The organism is Sphingobacterium sp. GW821-FHT03E03 (assembly GCF_059420745.1).
Genome location: NZ_JBWKUH010000040.1, coordinates 1 through 23,520, shown reverse-complemented (window position 1 = coordinate 23,520; position 23,520 = coordinate 1). Strand labels below are relative to the sequence as shown.

Below are 23,520 nucleotides of genomic sequence, written 5' to 3'. Positions count from 1 at the left end.
CCCCATTTCTTCCTTTTTTACACTTAAAATTTAAGAACGCAGAGAAACCGTTGGCGGGTTTGATGTTCTTGTGTGTAAAGCGACGATCATTTGATCCTTTAATGCCGGAGTTAATACCGGTTTACCAGTGCCGTCATCATTTGCCGTGATCGAACAAATCTGATTTGTCCCGCTGGCACATGACGGAGATGGATTTAAAGAATAATCTGCAGGAACTGTTGGGTTCCCGGTCGCACTTAATTGAAATAGTGGCATAATCCAAAATTTTAATTGGTGAACTTAGATTTATAATTCAGTACGCTGCAGTCATACCGGTCCCCATAGTAGTTACCATCACTAGTAACCAACGGTCTGGCGGGGTACCCCTTTTGCCGGACCTTTTTTTACCCTTTGAACTTTTGTCTCCCAAGTTCATAATGTCGGTAGTGTATTACTTATGTTCCTTTTCTTATCACTAAGATCTGAAATGTATCGCCTTGTTCAGTTGTAAAATAGCCAGAACTGACTATGAAAATCACCATTTGTCAATGGTAATTTTACAACTGTAGCTTGCTAAAGTAACCTTCACTTATCTTCAGATAGGTGGCCAGGTCCTTGTTCTGTATGCGGTTGTAATTCGGACCGAGCCTCTCAAGCAGTGCGGCCTTACGCTCACCGGCAGGTAGGAGCATAAGTGAAATGCGGCGCAGCCGTTGCTGCGCCCAATTAAAGATCATATGCCGGTACGGCGTAATGAGTTGCCGGTACCGGGACAACAAGCTGTCGATATCATTCACTCTAATTACCGCAATGGTACAGGGCTCCAGGCTTACAAAACTGTAGGCATCCTTTTCTGAGGGAAAGATCCCAAAATCGCCTTCAACGATAAAGTGGGCAATATCGCCGGTATCGGGATCCTGCTTTTTCAGGATACCCGAGTGCACATAGAAGTGATCCTTCTCATGCAGGGAAAGGTACTGCTCTTTGAAGATCTTTTTAATAAAAATATGGGACAATAACTGCTCCTGCATCTCAGGCAGTAGAGATACATGTTGCATAATGATATTGATCAGCTTTTCTATCGGTTCCTTTTCCATAGTACCTCCTTTAGCTGATAAAATAGCTGACCCCACCAGATACAAGATCATCTTGTCCCGGCTGTGCGGTAACTTCCACGTTTTCTTCGCGCCGGATAAATTTTGAACTGCGCAGTGCTTTATTACCTTTGAGGAGGGTGACAGCTAATCGGTGGCGAAAGCAGTAAGCGAGCACGCTTCCATTTTGTATGGCAAACGCAATTCCCAACGAATACATGTAGGTGGTCTGTGATTCGGTAAGCTCAAAATTGAGATTGACCCAATCAAAAAAATTGTTTTCCACATAAATGGCTTCCAGTTCAACTTGGTTGTCATCTTCACGATAGAGGTCGTAAATTTTTTCGTCTACACCATCTGATGTTAACGGATACTTTTCTTTCAACATAGTTTAGTTTATTTGATGTTTTAAATGGTAGTGATTTTCACTGACCCAAAACTAGATAATGATTTTTTTACAATTGAATATATTGTGCTCAAAAGGAGAAATTCGGACATTTTATGAGAAATTCGGACAGCGTTTTACGGTATATCGACACTTTTGTGTAGTTATTAGTATATAAAATTTACAGGTACATTGTAATTCATTGCTTAAAAATCATAATGCATACATTTTATTAATCCTTAATATGTATCTTGGGACCAACCTAAGGTCCTATTTATAGCGTCCTCTAAATTTTTTGTAATCTTTAACGAATCCCTATGCAACGTTTCTATAAACGGCGGAGAGCTATTTTTAATATTTTTAGAATAATCATGTCCATGTTGGCAGCCTATACTATTTTGTGGTATGGCGAACCGGAAGGATTTTTGGAAATAATAAAGGAGCCTGGATTTATTAAATTTTTCTTCATCAATACCATAGCGTTATATTTACTTGCTTTATCGGTAAGCTGGTTGATGAATATGCGGCGTTACCTATTTTTGCAGAGCAATCTAAGTGCAAAAGAATGGTTGCAACTTTTCATCAGGGGCTTATGCCTTCCGGCTTCCCTGGCAATTGTTTTTGCTAGGACCTACTTTCATATTTATGGAAATAGCTTTAGCCTATCCAACTATATGAAAGTGATCTTTCCGATCGTACTGATGGTGATCATCTGTTTCTTTGCATTGGAGATCTTTTCTTTTTTTATCCAAAATAATGATGTAAGGACAGTAGAGCGTAATGTTAACAATGGCATTCGGGTGAATCAGTTAGATCCTCAGCATAATTTTATGCTATATTATTCGATGGTCCTTATCAATAGGCGGGTAGTCGCAACGGATAAAAATGGGGAAGAACATAAATTAGCTTACACGACCCTGAAAGAGGTAAAAGAGCTGATCGGCGAAGATTACCGTTTTTTCTCTACCGGAAGCTGGGTTGTCCAGTTCGAGGCGATAGCAGATACTGAAAAGGACAGCAGTAGCAGAGCACTAAGAATATATCTAAAACCGCCTTTAAAAGGATATTTAAACCTTCATAAAAATGATGTGAGGTATTTTCAGCAGTGGTATAACACTGTTAAAGAACAAGAGGGGTGAAGGCTTCAGGATTAATGCGGAAAATCATTCTGATCCCTGTGCAATAGTCGCAGCGATGGGGAAATAACGTATTAAAGATTAGCCGATAGTCAATGAACAAAGAAAAGGAACATAAAGTAAATGACTAACTGACCTGGACGTAAATACTCAGCAATACATCAGGTCAATTGCGGAGACATTGCTTTCTGATAGTTTCTACATCAATACCGGTATACGAAGCAAACTCTTCGACGGTAATGTATTGGTTAAGACCTTTTCCGTAGGCATCTTTGATCGTCCGGAGGATCCGGACGGATTGCTTGTAGCTCTTTCCCAAGAGAATACTGACATCTTTTGCATAGATGCAGACACGTTGATTGCTCATAATATATTTACTTAATTGTTAAAAATTGCTTATTGATCGGCTAATTGCTTGTTTATGATCGTTCACTCATAAAGTACTCCTGTAGTACCCTTTAAGTACATTTTTCTATCTACAATTTTAATACATCATTAGTACTATATCTGTGCTTGACATGTGCTATGTCTGTATAGGGCTAATATTGGTTATTTGTAGCGGCATTTTACCAGCAAGGCTTTCACCTGATTGTTAACCTAAAATTAGAAAATATTATTTTATATGTAAAAGAGACAAATGAACCCATTTGACCCCATTTGGATACAGGTAACCCCAGATCAGCCCATTTGGGACCAGCCCTGATTTTTACCCCTGCATCTTTGTATCGTAATCCAATGCTATACAATCATGGCAAGACAAGTTAGTTTAGTAAAATTTGAAGGTAAGATCGGGGATCTTTCCTTCTACAAGGACAAGCGCGGTTATCAGGCCCGTATGAAGGGTGGCCCAACCAAAGATCAGATCAATTCTGATCCACGTTTTCAGCGCACCAAAGAAAATGGCCAGGAATTTGGCCGGGCTGCAAATGCTTCCAAAAAATTGCGTGAGCAGCTGCGCGAACTGCTCAATCAGGGATCTGATGCTGCATTCAGCAACCGCCTGACTGGACGCATGAACCGTATCCTGCGAGCGGATGAAATTAATGGCAGGGGGGATCGTCAGGTGCTTGCCACAAACCTCGGTCAATTGGTCGGCCTGGAATGTAACTTCAAGGCGCAGCTCAAGGACGTTTTCTTCCTAAAAGTTCGCCCGACCTATGATCGCGCCACAGGGAATGGCTCTTTTGCTATCCCGGAGATGATCGCCAAGAATGTCATCAAGGGACTGGAAGGTGCCACGCATGTGCAGATCCAGCTGGTGGCGACAGAATTTGATGCACAAGATCCGGAGGCTGATGAAGTGGCCATTGCCCGCTCTACCTACATGGACATAGGTAAAAGCGAGGTGACCGTTGCGGAAAACCTGACTTTGGAGTTACAGCCGCAGCCGGATGCTGTCGTATTCATCATGGTGGGGATCAGCTATTTCCAATTTGTCAATGGTGGCCACTATCCCTTGTCGAATGGAATGTACAACGCCTTAACATTCGTCCAGGTAATCCAACCATAGGCTTATGAGAACTAGGCATACGCTCAAGCTCCTGCGGAAATATGGAGCTGAGGGAACAAATGGAACAATCAGCTTCAACGGTGAGCATATCTGCCATACGATCGAGCTGCCGGACCGCAATAACATTAAGCGGATCAGCTGTATCCCGATCGGTCAGTACAAACTGAAGAAGATCCACTACCAGCGGCATGGCGAGCAGATCGGTATCCCGAACGTGCTGAACCGTGAAGGGATTCTGATCCACGCGGCGAACAACGCAAAGGACGAGTTGCTCGGCTGTATTGCACCAGTGACAACGCTGATAGGTGAGGGACAGGGCACCGGAAGTGGCAAGGCCCTGGCCAAGCTCAAAGCGCTGGTGTATTGCCTGTGGGATATGGGAGATGATGTGTATTTGAGTATTCGGTAATTTTTTAAATGATAGGATGGGCGATCGGTGCACAATTGCCATCCTATCTAATTTTACAAGGTTTAATGAAAAAAATAGTAAACAAAATAGGCCAGGTGTTGCAGGTGGTTCTGATGGCACCGGTCAAGTTGCCGGGAAAAGCGGCAAATATATTGAAGTACATAACTGTTGGGCTTGGTATATTGGAGAAGGTACTTGAAGAAAAGAACCCGCCTTCGGAAGTGAGTCCTTCCGATTCAGAACCTGAAACCATAAAGCGGCAACAATCTGCGGATAAAAATTCATCAAGTGGGAACGATATAGAAGTCACAACGAGAAAGGAGAGGTTTGATGAAATGGAATGATATACGTGGTGCGACACTGGGCGGTACGATCTGTTCCATTTGGTCAAGTCTGTCTTTTGGTGATGTATTGCAGACTGTTCTAGTGGCGGCATTGGGAACGCTCATCAGTTTCATTACTGGCCGATTGCTAGACAAGTGGTGTAAAAGAAAATAGGTAGAATTTCAACGGGTGCTTATTCTTTAAAGCACCCGTTTTGTCGATCTGTATAGTGCCAGAAATGGTAATAACCTGAGTTCGATTAATATTTTGGTTTAAAATATTGCAAAATAGCGGGAATAGTTTTATATTTAAGTGACGTGAATTCAAATATTTAGCTAAAACATCCCCCTGTGATAGGATGGTTTTACGGCTTCAAACTGCATATTGTCATCAATGATCGTGGTGAGATATTGAATTTTGCGGTAACCCAGGCCAATCTCGATGATAGGGAGCCCCTTAAGAATGAGGCGTTCCTGAAAGCTGTCTTTGGAAAGTTATTTGCCGATAAAGGTTATATTTCTCAAAAGCTAGCCAACATATTGTTTGTTAACGATATCCAATTGATCACATGTATTCGCAACAACATGAAAAATAGTCTGATGACTATGAGCGACAAAATAATCTTGAGAAAAAGATCTGTTATTGAAACAGTCAATGATGAACTCAAGAACATTTGCCAAGTAGAGCACTCCAGACACAGATCGTTTACCAATTTCATCGCAAACATCATAGCAGCACTTATTGCATATTCTTTCTTTCCTAAAAAACCTGCCATTAAATATCAAACAACAAATTCTTTACAAATTAACGCATTTTAACAATCGAACTCAGGTTGATAGTTAGTTTCTAATCTTGTTAATCCTATTTTTTTTGGAGATAAACAGAGCGATGCTAGTGGATTTTAGAAATCACTATTTGAGAACTTTCGTCATATATTAATGACGGTATAGCCTCAAAAGATTCGGCGCACTTTAAGGTTTATAAAGGAGATAAGGCCAACGTACGATATCGAATATTGTTCGTTTAGATCAATCCGGAAGGGTAAAAGAGATTGCACAGATGCTGCGGTGGAGCATGCCGAGTTGTTGTTGAGGGGGTAGGTTTTTGATATATAAAAAAGAGGCAGTTTTAAGTTTTGAGCAAATGATTTTTAGTTTACTAAAATTGGTCATTTCCACATTCGAAATGACCAATTTCTCCTTTCCAAAGAGTGATCTTAAGCTGATGTCCAAATTTTATATCGCACAGTCAACTTCGATTTTACTTTTTAGATAGCCTCTTTTCTATTCTCCGCCATTATCAGCGTCTGTCAATGTTACTTTCATAATCATTTCTTTAGGGACAGCAGGTGTTCCTGTGCCCAAATAATCTGCGTAAACAATAACTTTACCTACTGTATAATCAACACGATAATCGTATGCGCCGATTGCTGAAGGAATATTTCTGAAGTATTCCTTGTCATCATTAAATGAAATGGCTACATTAACATGTCCTGTATCAAAATACTTTTTATCCAATTCTGGAAATGGAATTTGTAATTCAAAAGTGTTTGTTCCACTAACTCTTTTCCAGTCTCCAAAACTGTTATTAGGCACATCAAAGGTGTAACTCACACCTGGTAAATAATTCGAAATATACTCCTTTTTACAAGAAGAAAATGAAACCAGGGCTGCGGTTCCAAGTAAAGCTGCGAATAAAAGTCTTTTCATATTGTTTGTGTTATTTGTGACATTTTTTATTATAGGACGATAAAATAGTGCGAAAGTTTAACGTCAACCTTCTTTATAACAAAAAATGCACCAAAATGGTGCATTTTCTTGAAAAATATACAATAAATATTATCTTGGCCTGCTTCCTCCACCAGTATTAGGTATTCCTCCTGTTGGATATGGCTCCACTCTAATCTTAATAGCTCCGGTATTTAGATAATAGGGTTTATATCCTCTTACACTACTCCCATCTGGTATTGCGATTGGCTCTAGATAATTTAGAATAGCATCATACAGGTTATCTGAATTGTTAGTACTTTTCATCGTAAAGCTTGAAGTTTTTTTCTCAGTTTTGCTGAATTTACCAGAAAGATTGGTTTTTATTATTTTAAACAAGTTAAATTCAAACCCTCCTCCGCCTTCTGTGAAGAATGTGTTTTCAAGAGTTTCTATAGTTGTCCTTTCTTCGCCTTCATCAAATTCCTCTGCATGAAAAGTCCACATGTTACCTAAGTTATAGTTATCCCATGTTGCTATTTGAATTGGATCAAATCCTACAAAACGCTTTACATATCCTTCAATCCTAGTAGTTGGTTCTTGGTATAAATCGGCTTTTTTGCAAAATATTGCTTTGTTAATTTGTAGTGGGGTACCGTCTCTCCTAGGGATATTTACCGTAATTTTAATTTCAAGATCTCCTTCACCCCAATCAGCAATTTTATCTAGTACCATTTTGCTGGTTAACTCAATAGCGATAATATGTTCTGCGTAATTTTGAGCATTTAGTTCTCCTTTAAGGATGTTGTTGTTTGGATCGATTCCATAGTAGACATAATCTCTAATATTTGATAATGGTAAACCTTTGCTTATAGCTTCTTGTATTTTGGGGGCAAAAGGATCTTCAATCCTCCAATTTCGTGTGTCTTGGGTTGATCGACCTGAGCCAGACCTGTCAGAGGCAACTTTTTGAAAAGAGTTGGCATTTATTATTTGAACCGATTTATCTTGTATAAAAGGTAATCTTTCATTGGATTTTATTAATATCGTGGGAATAGTTGGTTCTATTTTCTTGTTTAATTCAATAACATTGGCTGAAGCATTGTAAGCCACTATTTTTTCTGTACTTCCATCATTTCTTACAGCTACAATGGGGGTAGTTTTATCTGTATTCCACATTTCTGCGTTGAATACTTTCAATTCGGGAATGTATATAGTTAATAAAGGATTGCTATTAATGATTTTCTTTATCGTATTTCTATCTGAAAATAAATCGAGAATTGTACCGTTATCCTGAAGTTGTACGTTGATAAAATCGGATACTAAAACATCATAGTCTCCATCAAATTTCTCAAGAGCTTTAGCTTTTAACGCAGCCTTGGCTTCTTTATTGTCAATTACTTTCGCAAGAGATTTTGCAAAAATATCATAATCCCCTTGCGTTAACTCTTGTGGATTTTGTTGACTGATGTCTTGAGTGGTCATTCTATCCTTCTGGCAGCTATATGTCAGAGATAGTAATAAAGGGAAGGTAAAATAAAGTCTCTTTCTCATAATTATTGTGATTTAAATTTAAAATTTACAGTAAATATAAAGAAAAAGGTTTAAATGAAACGAATTATTTCGTTTCATTTAAACCTTTTGTTGTGTGATTATTTTTGAGATTATTTCTCCGCTGTATCTTTTGAAGACTTCGGATCTGAGCTAGAGACCTCAATATCTTTGGTTTCTGGATTGATGCTGACAGTTAAAACTGAACCTGTTTGCACATTTCCTTTGAGGATTTCTTCCGCAATTGGATCTTCCAGATATTTTTGGATTGCCCGTTTTAATGGACGTGCACCGAAATTACTGTCATAACCTTTATCGGCGATGAAATCTTTCGCCTCATCCGTCAAGTTAATGGTATATCCTAAATCTGCGATTCGTTTAAACAAAGACGTCAATTCGATATCAATGATCTTAAAGATATTTTCTTTTGTCAACGAATTGAAAACAATAACATCGTCAATACGGTTCAAAAACTCTGGCGCAAAAGCTCTTTTTAATGCAGTTTCGATTACTCCACGGGAGTGTGCATCTGTTTGTTGCGATTTTGCCGCAGTAGTAAAACCTACACCTTGACCAAACTCTTTCAATTGACGTGCACCAATGTTGGAGGTCATGATGATAATCGTGTTACGGAAGTCCACCTTACGACCCAAACTATCAGTCAACTGACCTTCATCTAATACTTGCAGTAACAGGTTGAATACATCAGGGTGCGCTTTCTCAATCTCATCCAAAAGCACTACCGCATAAGGTTTGCGACGTACTTTCTCTGTTAACTGTCCACCTTCTTCATAACCTACATATCCCGGAGGCGCTCCGACCAGACGTGAGATAGCAAATTTCTCCATGTATTCACTCATGTCAATTTGGATCAATGCGTCTTCAGTATCAAACATAAATCGAGCTAGTTCTTTCGCTAATTCTGTTTTACCGACACCAGTAGGACCTAGGAATATAAAGGAACCAATAGGTTTCTTAGGGTCTTTCAGTCCAGCACGTGTCCGTTGGATGGCTTTAACCAATTTACCGACGGCATCATCCTGACCGATGATTCTTCCTTTCATTAGTTCACCCATATTCAACAGTTTTTGGCTGTCGGATTGGCTGACACGTTGCACTGGGATACCAGTCATCATCGCAACAACTTCCGCTACATTTTCTTCGGAAACAGTGTATCGCTTAGATTTGGTTTCTTCTTCCCACGCAATCTTCTCTTTCTCTAACTCGTCGATAAGCTTTTTCTCTGTATCACGTAATTTAGCAGCTTCCTCGTATTTTTGACTACGAACAACCTTGTTTTTCTCCAATTTGACTTCCTCGATTTTATTCTCGATATCAATAATGGATTGTGGAACATGAATATTGTTCAAGTGTACACGTGAGCCCGCTTCGTCCAAAGCGTCAATCGCTTTATCCGGTAGGAAACGATCCGTAATATAACGTGTTGTCAATGACACACAGGCCTCAATTGCATCTGGCGTATAAGTCACATTGTGGTGATCCTCATATTTCTCTTTGATACGATTCAAGATCTCTACAGTTTCATCATGTGTAGCCGGCTCGATAGTCACACGTTGAAAACGACGGTCTAAAGCACCGTCTTTCTCAATATACTGACGATATTCGTCCAGTGTAGTCGCACCGATACATTGTATTTCTCCTCTTGCCAAGGCTGGTTTAAACATATTGGAAGCGTCCAAAGATCCTGAAGCACCGCCAGCGCCAACAATGGTGTGAATTTCGTCGATAAACAAAATCACATCCGGTGATTTTTCAAGCTCATTCATGACTGCTTTCATGCGCTCTTCAAATTGACCACGATATTTTGTGCCAGCAACCAAAGAGGCTAGATCTAAAGTGACCACACGCTTGTTGAACAATACACGTGATACTTTGCGTTGCACGATACGTAACGCCAATCCTTCTGCTATAGCCGATTTACCTACTCCAGGTTCACCGATCAATAACGGATTATTCTTTTTACGACGGGATAGGATCTGTGATACACGTTCGATTTCTTTTTCACGACCTACAATAGGATCCAGTCTACCTTCCTCAGCAGCTTTGGTCAGATCTCGGCCAAAGTTGTCCAATACAGGAGTTTTGGATTTAATATCCGAAACCTTTTTAGGTTGGATATATTGATCATCCTCAGCAAAATCATCGTCACCTGTAGGAGAGCCGGGAGCTTCATCCTTAATGGTGGTTCTATTTTGCTCAACTTCAGATTTGAAGATGTCATAAGTCACATTATATTGCTGTAAAATCTGCGAAGCGATATTATCTTCATCCCGCAAGATAGCCAATAATAGGTGCTCGGTGCCAATAATATCTGACTTGAAAATTTTCGCTTCCAAATAAGTTATTTTCAGCACTTTCTCAGCTTGTTTAGTTAATGGCATGTTGCCAATAGGTGCACGTGATACAGATGCCCCCTTCACTGCGTCCTCCACAGATTGACGTAGGGCAGTTGTGTCAATGCCTATGTTTTTAAGGATTTTGATCGCCATTCCATCGCCCTCACGAATCAAGCCGAGCAACAAATGCTCTGTGCCTATATAATCGTGACGCAATCTCAAAGCTTCCTCTCTACTGTACGATATAACATCCTTTACGCGCGGTGAAAATTTTGCTTCCATTGAATACCTTTCTGTTTTATATTAAGGATATATAAATGTAGTAAATTCTACATTTCAAACCTTAAAATTATTTTAAATAATGTCATCAACAATTAAGCCATGACCATTATACGTCCAAAATGTCAGTATAAAAGATTACATTTGTATGTTAATATAACAAGAGTTTTCCAATTTTTTTAAATTTTATGTCAGACGAGAAGATTATTTTTTCGATGGCGGGAGTCAACAAAATCTATCCGCCTCAAAAACAAGTTCTAAAAAATATCTATTTATCTTTTTTCTATGGTGCCAAGATCGGTGTGATCGGTTTGAACGGATCCGGAAAATCTTCATTATTGAAAATTATTGCGGGTTTGGATAAATCTTATCAGGGTGAAGTTGTGTTTTCTCCAGGTTACTCTGTGGGATATTTGGCACAGGAACCCCAATTGGATCTCGAAAAGACCGTACTGGAAATTGTGCAGGAAGGTGTTGCTGAAATTACAGCAATCTTAAAAGAATACGAAGAAATCAATGAAAAATTTGGCTTGCCTGAGGTCTACGAAAATCCGGATGAAATGGATAGATTGCTAGCGAGACAAGGTGAATTGCAAGATAAAATTGATGCAACAAATGCTTGGGAAATTGATTCCAAATTGGATAGAGCAATGGATGCATTGCGTTGTCCAGAACCTGATGCTAAAATTGCCAATTTGTCAGGTGGTGAGCGGAGACGTGTAGCATTATGTCGCTTATTATTACAAGAACCAGATGTATTATTGCTTGATGAGCCGACTAACCACTTGGATGCAGAGTCTATTGACTGGTTAGAACAACACTTGAAACAGTATAAAGGAACTGTCATTGCCGTAACCCACGACCGTTACTTCTTGGATAACGTCGCAGGATGGATCTTAGAACTTGATCGTGGTGAGGGAATTCCGTGGAAAGGAAACTATTCTTCGTGGTTAGATCAAAAAGCTAAACGTCTGGCACAAGAAGAAAAGCAGGAAACCAAACGTCAGAAAACTTTGGAGCGTGAGTTGGAATGGGTACGTATGGCTCCAAAAGCCCGTCATGCCAAATCTAAAGCCCGTCTTCATAACTATGAAAAATTAGCGTCTGAGGAAACCAAAGAACGTGAAGAAAAATTGGAGTTGTTTATTCCTCCAGGACCGCGCTTGGGTAACTCTGTTATTGAAGCAACAGATATTTCCAAAGCCTATGGTGATCGTATCTTATTTGAAAATTTAAGTTTCATGTTGCCCCCAGCCGGTATCGTTGGTATTATTGGGCCAAATGGTGCGGGTAAAACAACTTTATTCCGCTTGATCACAGGACAGGAAACGCCAGATACAGGTTCGTTCAAAGTAGGCGAGACGGTCAAATTGGGCTATGTCGATCAGATGCACCATGATCTGGATCCTGAAAAATCTGTTTGGGAAAATATCACCGGTGGTAATGATAATATGATCTTAGGCAATCGCTCCGTGAATTCCAGGGCTTACGTATCCAAATTCAACTTTAATGGTGCTGATCAACAAAAGAAAGTCGGTGTACTTTCTGGTGGAGAGCGTAATCGCGTCCATTTGGCGATCACACTGAAAGAAGGATCAAACGTACTTTTACTCGATGAGCCGACCAATGATATTGACGTAAATACATTGCGCGCGTTAGAGGAAGGTTTGGAGAATTTCGGTGGTTGTGCTGTGGTGATTTCCCACGATAGATGGTTCTTGGACCGTATCTGTACGCATATTCTTGCGTTTGAAGGTGATTCTCAAGTGTATTTCTTTGAAGGTAACTATACTGAATATGAGGAGAACCGCAAGAAACGCTTGGGTGATGTGACTCCACATCGTATTAAATACAAAAAATTGGTGAAATAACGATGATCATGGAAGGCGGAAGGCTTCTGGCGGCCATAATAGACCACGCAATTGATGGAATTATCACCATTGACAACAGGGGGAATGTGGAAAGCATTAACCCTGCTGCCTTAGAATTGTTTGGTTATAACGCCGAAGAAGTTATAGGACATAATGTTTCGAAGTTAATGCCTGAGCCTGATCGGGGGAATCACGATAATTATATCCATAATTATCAAACGACAGGTCATAAGAAAATTATCGGGATCGGACGGGAGGTGATGGGATTAAAGAAGAATGGAGAAACATTTCCGTTCCGGCTTGCGGTCAGTGAAGTTTGGCTTAAAGATAAAAATATTTTTACAGGATTTATCCATGATCTCTCCCGTGAAAAGGCTGCTGAGGACATGCTAAAACAGCATGCAGCCGAATTGGAACATAAAGTCAGTGAGCGAACCCGTGATCTAATATCGATGGTTTCGGAACTGGAAAAAGCAAAGGCGGAGGTCTCTAAATCTTTGGAGAAAGAAATTGAACTTAACCAGCTTAAATCACGTTTTGTTTCTATGGCTTCACATGAGTTTCGCACCCCTTTAAGTTCCGTTCAATTATCAGCTTCGTTGATCGAAAAATATGCGGATCGCCCCGATGATAAGGCGAGTATCATTAAACATACCAACAAGATTAAAGGTGCAGTGCAGCTCTTGACCAGTATTTTGAACGATTTTCTCTCATTGGAGAAATTGGAGGCGGGTATTGTAGTCATGAATAAGCAGTATATTAATTTGGTCGAACTGGCTGAGGAGATTACGGAGGAAATGCAATTGATCTGTAAGAAAAACCAGCACATTGTGTATCAGCATACAGGTGAGATCGGACATTTTTCTTTGGACCAGAATCTATTGAAAAATGCCTTGGTGAATTTGATTTCCAATGCAATCAAATACTCGGGCGAAGATACATTAATTGAATTTACAACCTGTATTGATGACGATGGCTGTTCGATTTCAGTCAAAGATAATGGAATCGGTATTCCCCAAGAGGACCAAGTGCATTTGTTTGAGCCTTTTTTCAGAGCCCATAACACAGGGAATATTCCGGGTACGGGACTGGGGCTAAATATCGTGAAAAGATATATTGAACTTATGCAAGGTAAAATGGAGTTTGTATCGGAGGTACATAAAGGAACATCATTTAAGGTCAGTTTTGAATAGGTGTTGGAGTCGCTTTATCGGTGGCAGAAAAATCGAACAGCTGAACTTATGAAATAAATGCTTGGCATTCAGGAGGCATTGAAGGTAAATAGGAATGAATAATTATGTTAGGAATGAAAAATAAAAAGACAATTCTAATTATTGAGGATAATATTGACATTAGAGAGGGGACAACTGAGATTTTGGAGCTGACAGGACGGTATGATGTTATTACAGCGGAGAATGGTCGGATAGGAGTTGATTTGGCAACCCGGCATATTCCTGATTTGATTCTCTGTGACATCATGATGCCCGAATTGGATGGATATGGTGTACTATTTATGTTAAGCAAAATAGAAAGCACTTCAAAAATTCCTTTTATTTTTCTGACCGCCAAAGCCGAACGTGCGGATATGCGCAAGGCAATGGAGATGGGGGCTGATGATTACCTGACCAAACCTTTTGACGATGTGGAGCTGATGAATGCAATTGAGGTTCGTCTAAAAAAGCATGAGCAGTTATCCGCTAATACACCTGAAGACGCTGATCTAAATCTGAGTGAAGAGGAGCAAGTTTTATTGCTACAGGAATTACTCGCGAACTCGCGTGTGAAAACGGTAAAGAAGAAACAGTCAATCTTTGAGAAAGACGATTCGCCTACTTATGTCTATTATGTCAAATCAGGGCAGATTCGAAGCTTTAAATCATATAAAGATGGACGCGAATTGTCGACTGGAATTTATATCGAAGGAAATTATTTTGCTTACGCTTCGGTGCTGTTGAATGAGAACTATGAAGATTATGCAGAAGCTGTTGAACCGAGCGAAGTTATTTTAATTCCGAAGGATGCTTTTTTGGAGCTCTTATGGAAAAAACCGGCTATAGCAAGCAAGTTTATCAAATTGCTTTCTGTCGACCTTCGTGAAAAAGAGGAACAACTATTGGGCTTTGCATACCATTCTGTGCGTAAACGTGTGGCCAATGCTCTGATCAGTGTAGCCGAAAAAAGCGGAATTAATATCAATGAGGTCAATGCCTGTACAATTGATATTACCAGAGATGGAATTGCTTCGATAGCCGGTACGGCAAATGAAACTGTTTCACGTATGCTTTCTGATTTTAAAGAGGAAAAGCTGATCTCGAAAGAAAAAGGAAAGATTTTTATCAATTCTATCAAAAAATTGAGGGACGTAAAACAGTAACAATTAAACAAGTAAAAATTTCCTGGGCTTTAAGCTTACGGCTCTTAAATATCAACACAAAAAGGGTGTGTCCGAAGAATTCGGACACACCCTTTTTGTGTAATTGTGATATATATCATTGTCAGGTATGGTCTTGTATCATGTTTTTGGGCTGAGCTATAAGCTAATTTTGTTTTTAGGATAAACTTATACGTGGTTGATTGTAGAATTCAAAATGAAAGTAGTTGTATATAATGTGAGGTCATTTGAAAAGGAGTTTTGGGCATTGGCCAATGCAAAACAGCATGATCTCACCTTGATTTCAAACGGATTAAATGCCGAAACGCAAAATTATGCGCGCGGGAAGGATGCGATTGTCATCTCTGGAGGAGATATTTTGGACGATAAAATGCTACTTAATTTGAAGGAATTAGGGATCAATAAGATCATGACAAGAAGTAAAGAAACATCCCATATTGATCTGGTGAAGGCAGGCTCCCTGCGTATTCAGATTGCGAATGCACCTTTTGAGGATCAAAGCCCAAAAGGACTGGCAGAACAGACTATTCGGAATCTCAATCTCTGGGGGATGGAAAAATGTGTTGGTAAAGCATGTTGTTGTTTAAATGACTGCGCAAAAAATAATTTTCAATGAGTACACAAGACAAGACTATGGCGGAGCTGGTGCAGAAATATAATGTTGCAGCACCACGGTACACCAGTTATCCAACTGTTCCATTTTGGGATGAGAAAACATTTTCTACTGATGCTTGGACGGATCAGGTATACCTTACTTTCAAACAGTCAAAAGATAGGGGGTTAAGTCTGTATATACATCTTCCTTTTTGCGAGAGCTTATGCACATACTGTGGCTGTAATACGCGTATCACAAAAAATCATCAGGTTGAACTGCCTTATATTGCTGCCCTCCTAAAGGAGTGGGAGATGTATCGGACTGTTTTCAAAGGTGCGAAACCGCTCGTGTCAGAAATACATTTGGGTGGTGGTACACCGACATTTTTTCAACCTGAGAACCTGAAATTGTTGATTGAGGGAATTCTTGAACATGTCGATGTCACAGCAGATCGCTCTTTTTCATTTGAAGCGCACCCTGCTAATACCACAACCGAGCACCTACAGATTCTTTTCAACCTAGGCTTCTGTCGTCTCAGCTTAGGTATACAGGATTTTGATCCTTTGGTGCAATTTATGATCAATAGACAGCAGACCTTTGAGGAAGTAGAAGCGGTGATGTTGAATGCCAGAGAGATCGGTTTTGAATCCATTAATTTCGATTTGATCTACGGATTGCCTAAGCAGACCCAAGCATCTGTACAGGATACGATTGAAAAATCTATGCTGCTCAAGCCAGATCGTATATCTTTTTATAGCTATGCCCATGTCCCCTGGTTAAAACCCGGGCAGCGGCATTATACCGAGGCGGATCTGCCGAAAGGTACTGCCAAACTAGCACTTTATAATCTCGGGAAAAAGCTGATCTTGGCACAAGGTTACGCAGATATCGGGATGGATCATTTTGCGAAAAAAGATGATGAACTTTATTTGGCTTTCCAAGAAGGACGCTTGCACCGTAATTTCATGGGGTATGCGGATCGGTTTAACCCCTTATTAATTGGCATTGGTGTGTCCTCGATCAGCGACGCTTGGGGTGGTTTTGCGCAAAATGTAAAAACAGTTAAAGAATATCATAAGCTGATCGCATCAGGTGTCTTGCCTGTAGTGAAAGGGCATATACTTAATGCAGAAGATCTGGTCATAAGACGTTATATCCTTGATATGATGTGTAAAGGTAAAGTACAATTGGATCCTACATCGGATTTAACTGAGCAGATTAAAGATGAATTGTCAACATTGGTCCAAGACGGCTTAGTCAGCATAGAAGGAGATCTGATTCGATGCACTACTATCGGACGTTCATTTCTACGGAATATCTGTATGGCTTTTGATCAACGTTTTTTAAAGCTGCGTACAAAAACGCAGTTATTTAGTGAAGCAATTTAATTGGGGATATGGCGGTAACAAAAGAAAAAGTACAACAAATCGAGAAATGTTTCCACTGTGGAGACACAATCGAAGAAACAGGTTACCATCTCGATGAGCATGATTTTTGCTGCCTCGGATGCCAAACTGTCTATCAGGTTTTGCAGAATGGGGGGATGCAACAATACTACCGTTATAATCAGCATCCTGGAAAATCCAATAAAGAAAAACAAGCGGATTTTTCGTATTTGGATGAGCCACAGATTGCGGCTAAATTAGTCGATTTTAAGGATGATAAGATGACTATCATTACCTTTTATATTCCTGCTATCCATTGTAGCTCGTGTATTTGGCTGTTGGAAAATCTCTATAAATTAAATCCAAACGTGTTACAGTCCCGCGTGGACTTTATGAAAAAACAGGCTAGTATCACTTTTAATCATACTTTACTTCCGCTCAAAGATTTAGTATATCTATTAGCTAATATTGGTTATGATCCCAAAATTACACTGCAGGATGTCGTTAAAGAGGGAAACAAGAATAACCTGAATCCCTTGGTTGCCAAGATTGCAGTAGCAGGATTCTGTTTCGGAAATTCGATGCTATTTAGTTTCCCGGACTACTTTGGTATGGGAGCATTTGAAAAGGAGTATGCGAGTTTTTTCGGTTATATCAATTTAGCTTTTGGATTGCCAGTTTTGTTGTATTGTGCTTCGGATTACTTTAAGTCTGCGTATGTCAGTTTGAAACAAAAAAGGTTGAATCTGGATGTCCCTTTGGCCTTGGGTATTTTGGTCCTGTTTTTACGTTCGGCTTTCGAAGTAATAACGCAGACTGGAGCTGGTTTTACAGATACTTTATGTAGTTTGGTGTTCTTTATTCTGATCGGAAAATGGGTGCAGCAGCGGACCTATTATCATATTTCTTTTGAAAGGGATTATCGGAGCTATTTCCCCGTTGCGGTAACTGTACTTACTGAAGATGGGGACAAACCTGTGCAATTGGCCGATATTAATATCGGTGATCGTATACTTGTTCGTAACAATGAGATTATCCCGGCAGATGCCATATTATTAAAAGGCGATGCGGGGATTGACTTTAGTTTTGTGACCGGAGAATCAAGTCCTGTGAGTAAAACCTTAGGGGAAATTATTTACGCCGGGGGACGTCAGACGGGCGAGGCGATCGAACTGGAGGTTATAAAGCCGATTTCACAGTCGTATCTGACCAAATTATGGAATAATGAAAATTATAAAGATTACGATAAGCATTTTCAGACTTTTGTGAACTTTATAAGTAAATATTTTACTGTTGTTTTATTGGCGATCGCTTTTTTCGCAGCACTATATTGGGCTGTGGACGGAAGCGCCAATAGGGCTTGGGGAGCTTTTACGGCAGTGCTGATTATAGCGTGTCCTTGTGCATTGGCGTTGAGCTCTCCTTTTACCCTATCTGCGGCATTAAGTATTTTCGATAGAAACAAGTTCTATGTTAAAAATACAGCGGCAATCGAGCAGATGGCAACAATAGATACACTCGTTTTCGATAAAACAGGAACTATTTCGTCGCCTAAAGCAACCTCAATTTATTTTGAAGGCTCACTTAATACAAATGAAAAAACGTTGGTATATGCAGTATGTCGTAATTCTAGTCACCCCTTGAGCCGAGAGATTGTGAAATGGCTGGATGTGTGTTCTGATGTTCCGGTCCGAGATTTTAAAGAGTTGCCAGGAAAAGGGATGGAGGCGATGGTTGAGGGGCTAGTTGTCAAAATCGGTAGTGCCAGTTTTTTGAATATAGGAAATATCAAAACTGACGGATCTGTCGTATTTATACGTATCGACGAAGAGCTGAAAGGATATTTTACGATGGAACAGGCTTGGAGAGATGGCTTGCCTGCTTTGATCGAAAATTTCACACCTCGTTATGATCTTCACCTGATATCAGGGGATAATGACCGACGCATGGATGCGCTAAAATTGATTTTTCCTTCGGAAGCTTGCTTGATGTTTAATCAGTCTCCAATGGAAAAACTGGGGCGCATTCAAAAATTTCAGCAGGCGGGAAAACATGTCTGTATGATCGGGGATGGATTGAATGATGCGGGAGCATTGCGTAAAGCAGATTTAGGGATTGCTGTCAGTGATGATATTAATAACTTTTCGCCTGGATGTGATGCTATTTTAGACGGTGAGTCATTTTCAAAATTATCGGATTTCTTTGCTTTCAGCAAAGATGCTGTAAAGGTAATCCATATGAGCTTTGGGATATCCTTGCTCTATAATATAATCGGGTTGAGTTTTGCTATTCAAGGGATTATGTCGCCCTTATTTGCTGCAATCTTGATGCCGATAAGTACAGTTACAATTATCTCATTTACCAGCTTAATGACAAGATGGTATGCAAAACGTCATAAACTATAGTTGTTATGGAAATCATGTATATTCTAATCGGTTGTAGTGTATTATTAGCTTTGGTGTTTTTATGTGCTTTCTTTTGGGCGAATAAGTCAGGACAGCATGATGATACCTATACCCCTTCAGTAAGAATTTTGTTTGATGATGACACAGCGGAAGAAGTGGAAAAATAATTTGTAATAACTAAAACGTTATCGTAATTAAATCAATTACTTTTTTTTGTAATTAAGGTTATTATCAATAAAATTGGGGATAAATACCAATTTGAAATAGAAATACATGAGTAATAATCCATTTTCATTAAAAGATAAGATTGTCGTGATCACAGGTGGTACGGGGATTCTTGGTGAGGCATTTGTGGAAGCGTTGGCTGAGGCAGGGGCAAAAGTAGCTATTCTTGGGCGTAACGAGCAGATCGGAAAAGAGCGTGTACAGCAAGTAGAATCTCTCGGAGGGGAGGCCATATTTGTAGAGGTTGATATCATGGACGAACAGGATGTCAGTAGAGCAAAGGATGAGATCCTTGATAAATGGGGGCGAATAGACGCTCTGGTGAACGCTGTCGGTGGAAATATTCCAGGCGCGACAATAGGTGCTGACCAAGATCTATTTGCAAGTAATATTCAAGACACGATTAAAGCGATCGAGCTAAATCTCTATGGAACAATTATCCCAACACATATTATTGGTCGCGTAATTGCAGAAAGCGGAAAAGGAGCCATCGTAAATATCTCCTCCTTGACAGCAAGTCGGCCTTTCACTCGGGTATTGGGATATACAGTTGCCAAACACGGTATTGACGGCTATACAAAATGGATGGCAACGGAACTTGCGCAGCGTTATGGTGATCAAGTTCGCGTCAATGCAATTGCGCCGGGTGTCTTCTTGACCAAACAAAACAAAAATCTATTGATAAATCCAGACGGTAGCTATAGTGAACGTACCAAGCGGATACTTAGCGGAACACCTTATAACCGACTGGGAGATCCACGGGAATTAAAAGGAACTTTAATCTATCTATTGAGCGATGCCTCAGCTTTTGTAACTGGTGAGACAGTCTTTGTAGATGGTGGTTTTAATGCATGGTGCGGCGTTTAACGAGATTTTGAGATGAATAAATTAGAACAAACATGGCGTTGGTATGGTCCCAACGATCCAGTATCCTTGCAGGATGTTAAACAGGCAGGTGCAACGGGCATCGTTACGGCTCTACATCATATTCCCCATGGCGAGGTTTGGCCTCTTGCCGATATTCAGGAGCGAAAACGTATTATCGAAGATGCAGGTTTGGTTTGGTCCGTGGTAGAGAGTGTAACGGTCCATGAAGAAATTAAAACAAAAGGACCTCGAGTTGATGAATATATCGCTAAGTATAACCAGACACTAGCTAATCTTGCGGAATGCGGTATTAAAACAGTCTGTTACAATTTTATGCCAGTACTGGATTGGACCAGAACGCAACTGGATTTGGTGATGGCAGATGGCTCAAAGGCTCTTTATTTTGACTGGATTGACCTGGCACTTTTTGATATCTTTATTTTAGAACGAGCTGATGCGGAAAAAGACTATTCAGAAAATATTGTCAAAAGAGCAACGAAGCGCTTTGGTGAAATTTCCGAACAACAAAAAGATAGCTTGGCCGATGTCGTTCTGATGGGAATTCCGGGAGAAAAAAATGTGGAATTGGATGCTTTAAAAGCCAGTATTGATACGTATAAACATATTGGAAGGGATGGCTTGCGTAGCAATCTAGTCTACTTTCTAAACGGAATTTCTGCGGTATGTGAGGCAAACGGCATCTGTATGACGATCCATCCCGATGATCCACCTTATCCGATTTTAGGTTTGCCACGTATTGCTAGCAATGGTGAAGATCTTGGCTATATCTTGAGTGAAGTGCCTCAACAATTCAATGGTATCTGTTTTTGTACAGGTTCTTTAGGAGCTAGCCAGACCAATGATTTACCGGCGATATTAGAGCAGGTAAAGGCGCGGGTAAACTTTGTCCATTTGCGGAATGTTAAGAAAGATACCATTGGTAGTTTCTATGAAGCAGATCATTTGGATGGGGATGTGAATATGCATAAAATTATGCAAATTTTGGTTGCTGAAAATCAGTTGCGATCTACTGCTATTCCATTTAGACCTGATCATGGACATCAGATGTTGGACGATCTTAACAAGGTGACAAACCCTGGTTATTCTGCTATTGGCCGATTAAGAGGTTTAGCTGAATTACGAGGATTGGAATATGGAATTGCTGGTGAGTAATCTATTGTAATAATTGTAGTGATTACTTTCGCTGATGAGAAGGTTATAGTATAAAAAAACAGTCAGGAGATAATAGCGCAAGCGATATTTTCTGACTGTTTTTTATTATTTTCCTTCGATGTAAAAGGGAAGGGGTTATAACGAAGATTTTCTTACGACAAGCTGTGTCGGAAGTTCTATGGTTTCAAATTCGTGAATTGGTCTTGTCTGATTAATTGTGTCAATCAGTTTTTTTGTTGCTATTTCACCGATTTCAGTTGCAGGTTGTACGACAGTTGACAGTGCAGGGTTTAATGAGGCTGCAATTTGTGTATTAGAAAATCCGATGACGGCAACTTCCGTCGGAACTTTGATCTGAAGTTCGGCTAAAATGCCCAATGTCCTTGTTGTGATAACATCCGTTGCGCCGAAAATTGCATCGATTTTTTTGCCATCAATATATTCTTTAATTATAATTTCTTTTATACTATTGTCTAAATCAACCGTGCTGTTAAAGCTACATTCGATGTAATGTCTTTCATTAAAAGGTATGCCCGCATCAGAGAGAGCTGCTTTAAAACCACTTAAACGTTCTTCGGCAACACCTAGGTTTTTTCCTGTGATATGTAAAATATTCCGTTTTCCTTGTTGAATAAGGTGTTGGGTTGCATTGTATGCTCCTTGAAAATTATTGACTCCGACTTTAAATGTGTCCAATTTGTGATTGATGCGGTCAAAGATAACAACAGGTATTTTAGCTTTAATGAGGTCTTTAAGCTCTTCAATATTTGACCCAGAAGACACGGGAGCGATCATTAGCCCATCTATGCCTCGCATTCTTAATACATCTATACAATTCTTTTCTACGCGTTCATCCTCTCTACTTTGCATAAAGATAACATCGTAGATGGTTTGTTGGGAAGCGATCTGAATTCCATCGAGAATTTGAGATACGAATGTATTGCTGATATTGGAAACAATGACTCCAATGGTATTTGATTTTCCGATTTTTAAACTTCGTGCCAACTTATTGGGATGGAAATTATGCTTTTTAGCGTACTCCTGAACCATTTTTTTAGTTGCTTCACTGATTTCGTAGCTGTCTGATAGTGCTTTGGAAACTGTCGAAACAGAAATGTTGAGTTCTAAGGCTATATCTTTCAGGGTAGTTCTGCTCATCACTTTGGAGGTTGTTATAAGAAGATAAATCTACATAAAAAAAAAGACAAACCAGCTGTTTTTGATAATTATCAATGGTTTGCGTTGTAACAATAATATAGTCCGGTTTATAGCATTTTTATGTTTAACAAATTCAAATTTTTGAATCCTTTTACTTTTAAAAACTGCATTTCCAGCCAATGAGTCCAAGTGTTTAGCCTATTTAATGTTTTTTTCGCTGCGGTTCGAGACCTGTTCGGAGCTGAATCGGGATTTAAAGGGGGCTAAGTGCAGGTGTTGGCATGGTTCTACCAGACTGGTACTGCTGTTCTAGCGTGTTTAACTCGGACTCACCACGGACTCACCACGGAAAGAATACGGATTTACCCCGAAGCTGTCCCGACTGAGATACGAAGCTGTCCCGAGGTTTATCCCTTGTGCAGCCGATTGAGCCGGGAGCTACACAAGGAATATTATATATTAACCTGCTGGTTCTATCATTTGGTCCTTGGCTGGGGATGAGACTGGTTTAATACGAGGGGAGTGAAACCCCAAGTATTCCCTTTGATTCAAAATAAAAGGAATCTCCTGGTATTGCCCATTTTTGGTTGGATCCCCTAACGGCCTTTTTTTGATCCGTGTTCGGATATCGCTCGTCCCCGTTTCGCCGATGCTCGGGATTTTCCTATAGATTCTCTATCCATCCCCTATACAAACGATAGGTAATGGATGGATAAACG

General features: G+C 39.9%; 22 protein-coding genes and 1 pseudogene. 15 read left to right on the top strand and 8 right to left on the bottom strand.

What is annotated here, in order from left to right; all coding sequences use genetic code 11:
* Positions 1-30: 30 nt before the first annotated feature.
* The 3 genes from AC07UV_RS24515 to AC07UV_RS24505 form a co-directional block, all read right to left on the bottom strand.
* Entirely contained in the window at positions 31-255 is a 225-nt protein-coding gene (locus AC07UV_RS24515; RefSeq protein WP_147420441.1) for a hypothetical protein, read from the bottom strand.
* Positions 256-536: 281 nt separating this feature from the next.
* Complete coding sequence (locus AC07UV_RS24510) at positions 537-1,076, bottom strand: Crp/Fnr family transcriptional regulator (protein ID WP_495185654.1); 540 nt, start codon at positions 1,074-1,076, stop codon at positions 537-539.
* A gap of 10 nt (positions 1,077-1,086) precedes the next feature.
* Complete coding sequence (locus AC07UV_RS24505; protein ID WP_495185653.1) at positions 1,087-1,461, bottom strand: hypothetical protein; 375 nt, start codon at positions 1,459-1,461, stop codon at positions 1,087-1,089.
* Positions 1,462-1,775: 314 nt separating this feature from the next.
* On the opposite strand from AC07UV_RS24505, the gene AC07UV_RS24500 reads away from it, so the two are divergent.
* Entirely contained in the window at positions 1,776-2,597 is an 822-nt protein-coding gene (locus tag AC07UV_RS24500) for a hypothetical protein (protein ID WP_495185652.1), read from the top strand.
* A 163-nt stretch (positions 2,598-2,760) separates the two neighbouring features.
* Here the strand turns inward: AC07UV_RS24500 and AC07UV_RS24495 are convergent, their stop codons facing one another.
* Complete coding sequence (locus AC07UV_RS24495; RefSeq protein ID WP_495185651.1) at positions 2,761-2,961, bottom strand: hypothetical protein; 201 nt, start codon at positions 2,959-2,961, stop codon at positions 2,761-2,763.
* Positions 2,962-3,342: 381 nt separating this feature from the next.
* Between AC07UV_RS24495 and AC07UV_RS24490 the strand changes: the two genes are divergently transcribed.
* The 5 genes and pseudogenes from AC07UV_RS24490 to AC07UV_RS24470 all read left to right on the top strand — a co-directional run.
* Complete coding sequence (locus AC07UV_RS24490; RefSeq protein ID WP_495185650.1) at positions 3,343-4,104, top strand: hypothetical protein; 762 nt, start codon at positions 3,343-3,345, stop codon at positions 4,102-4,104.
* Between the two features lie 4 nt (positions 4,105-4,108).
* Positions 4,109-4,513 carry a DUF5675 family protein gene (locus tag AC07UV_RS24485; protein ID WP_495185649.1) on the top strand — a complete coding sequence of 135 codons (405 nt, stop codon included), beginning with the start codon at positions 4,109-4,111 and terminating at the stop codon, positions 4,511-4,513.
* A gap of 65 nt (positions 4,514-4,578) precedes the next feature.
* On the top strand, positions 4,579-4,857 hold the full coding sequence (locus AC07UV_RS24480) for a hypothetical protein (protein WP_495185648.1): 279 nt from the start codon (positions 4,579-4,581) through the stop codon (positions 4,855-4,857).
* Positions 4,844-5,011 carry a hypothetical protein gene (locus tag AC07UV_RS24475; protein ID WP_495185647.1) on the top strand — a complete coding sequence of 56 codons (168 nt, stop codon included), beginning with the start codon at positions 4,844-4,846 and terminating at the stop codon, positions 5,009-5,011. The genes AC07UV_RS24480 and AC07UV_RS24475 overlap by 14 nt, the downstream gene beginning before the upstream one ends.
* Before the next feature lie 179 nt (positions 5,012-5,190).
* Positions 5,191-5,655: pseudogene (locus AC07UV_RS24470) on the top strand (IS982 family transposase); the annotation flags it as partial.
* Between the two features lie 465 nt (positions 5,656-6,120).
* On the opposite strand, the gene AC07UV_RS24465 reads toward AC07UV_RS24470, so the two are convergent.
* The 3 genes from AC07UV_RS24465 to AC07UV_RS24455 all read right to left on the bottom strand — a co-directional run bounded on the left by AC07UV_RS24465 (position 6,121) and on the right by AC07UV_RS24455 (position 10,733).
* A complete protein-coding gene (locus AC07UV_RS24465; protein WP_495185646.1) occupies positions 6,121-6,546 on the bottom strand; it encodes a hypothetical protein in 426 nt (141 codons plus the stop codon).
* A gap of 129 nt (positions 6,547-6,675) precedes the next feature.
* A complete protein-coding gene (locus AC07UV_RS24460) occupies positions 6,676-8,097 on the bottom strand; it encodes a hypothetical protein (protein WP_495185645.1) in 1,422 nt (473 codons plus the stop codon).
* A gap of 110 nt (positions 8,098-8,207) precedes the next feature.
* Positions 8,208-10,733 (bottom strand): ATP-dependent Clp protease ATP-binding subunit, encoded by a 2,526-nt coding sequence (locus tag AC07UV_RS24455; RefSeq protein ID WP_282253390.1) that lies wholly within the window; start codon positions 10,731-10,733, stop codon positions 8,208-8,210.
* A 185-nt stretch (positions 10,734-10,918) separates the two neighbouring features.
* On the opposite strand from AC07UV_RS24455, the gene ettA reads away from it, so the two are divergent.
* From ettA to uxuA, 9 genes are all read left to right on the top strand, one after another.
* Positions 10,919-12,601: an energy-dependent translational throttle protein EttA gene (gene ettA, locus AC07UV_RS24450; protein WP_495185644.1), complete on the top strand. Its 1,683-nt coding sequence runs from the start codon at positions 10,919-10,921 to the stop codon at positions 12,599-12,601.
* A gap of 8 nt (positions 12,602-12,609) precedes the next feature.
* Positions 12,610-13,794 (top strand): PAS domain-containing sensor histidine kinase, encoded by a 1,185-nt coding sequence (locus AC07UV_RS24445; RefSeq protein WP_495185661.1) that lies wholly within the window; start codon positions 12,610-12,612, stop codon positions 13,792-13,794.
* Positions 13,795-13,907: 113 nt separating this feature from the next.
* The gene (locus tag AC07UV_RS24440) at positions 13,908-14,975 is read left to right on the top strand and encodes a response regulator (RefSeq protein ID WP_282253392.1); all 1,068 of its coding nucleotides are present in this window, start codon (positions 13,908-13,910) and stop codon (positions 14,973-14,975) included.
* A 214-nt stretch (positions 14,976-15,189) separates the two neighbouring features.
* A complete protein-coding gene (locus AC07UV_RS24435; protein WP_282253393.1) occupies positions 15,190-15,609 on the top strand; it encodes a Rossmann-fold NAD(P)-binding domain-containing protein in 420 nt (139 codons plus the stop codon).
* On the top strand, positions 15,606-16,976 hold the full coding sequence (hemN, locus tag AC07UV_RS24430) for an oxygen-independent coproporphyrinogen III oxidase (protein WP_495185643.1): 1,371 nt from the start codon (positions 15,606-15,608) through the stop codon (positions 16,974-16,976). Before AC07UV_RS24435 ends, hemN begins: the two co-directional genes overlap by 4 nt.
* An 8-nt stretch (positions 16,977-16,984) precedes the next feature.
* Positions 16,985-19,378 carry a heavy metal translocating P-type ATPase gene (locus AC07UV_RS24425; protein ID WP_495185642.1) on the top strand — a complete coding sequence of 798 codons (2,394 nt, stop codon included), beginning with the start codon at positions 16,985-16,987 and terminating at the stop codon, positions 19,376-19,378.
* 5 nt (positions 19,379-19,383) lie between these two features.
* Positions 19,384-19,545 carry a cbb3-type cytochrome oxidase assembly protein CcoS gene (gene ccoS, locus AC07UV_RS24420; RefSeq protein ID WP_282253396.1) on the top strand — a complete coding sequence of 54 codons (162 nt, stop codon included), beginning with the start codon at positions 19,384-19,386 and terminating at the stop codon, positions 19,543-19,545.
* Positions 19,546-19,651: 106 nt separating this feature from the next.
* Positions 19,652-20,470, top strand: a complete 819-nt coding sequence (locus AC07UV_RS24415; RefSeq protein ID WP_495185641.1) for an SDR family oxidoreductase — start codon at positions 19,652-19,654, stop codon at positions 20,468-20,470.
* Positions 20,471-20,482: 12 nt separating this feature from the next.
* On the top strand, positions 20,483-21,643 hold the full coding sequence (gene uxuA, locus AC07UV_RS24410; RefSeq protein WP_282253398.1) for a mannonate dehydratase: 1,161 nt from the start codon (positions 20,483-20,485) through the stop codon (positions 21,641-21,643).
* 135 nt (positions 21,644-21,778) lie between these two features.
* On the opposite strand, the gene AC07UV_RS24405 is transcribed toward uxuA, so the two are convergent.
* Positions 21,779-22,801 (bottom strand): LacI family DNA-binding transcriptional regulator, encoded by a 1,023-nt coding sequence (locus tag AC07UV_RS24405; RefSeq protein WP_282253399.1) that lies wholly within the window; start codon positions 22,799-22,801, stop codon positions 21,779-21,781.
* Between the last annotated feature and the right edge of the window lie 719 nt (positions 22,802-23,520).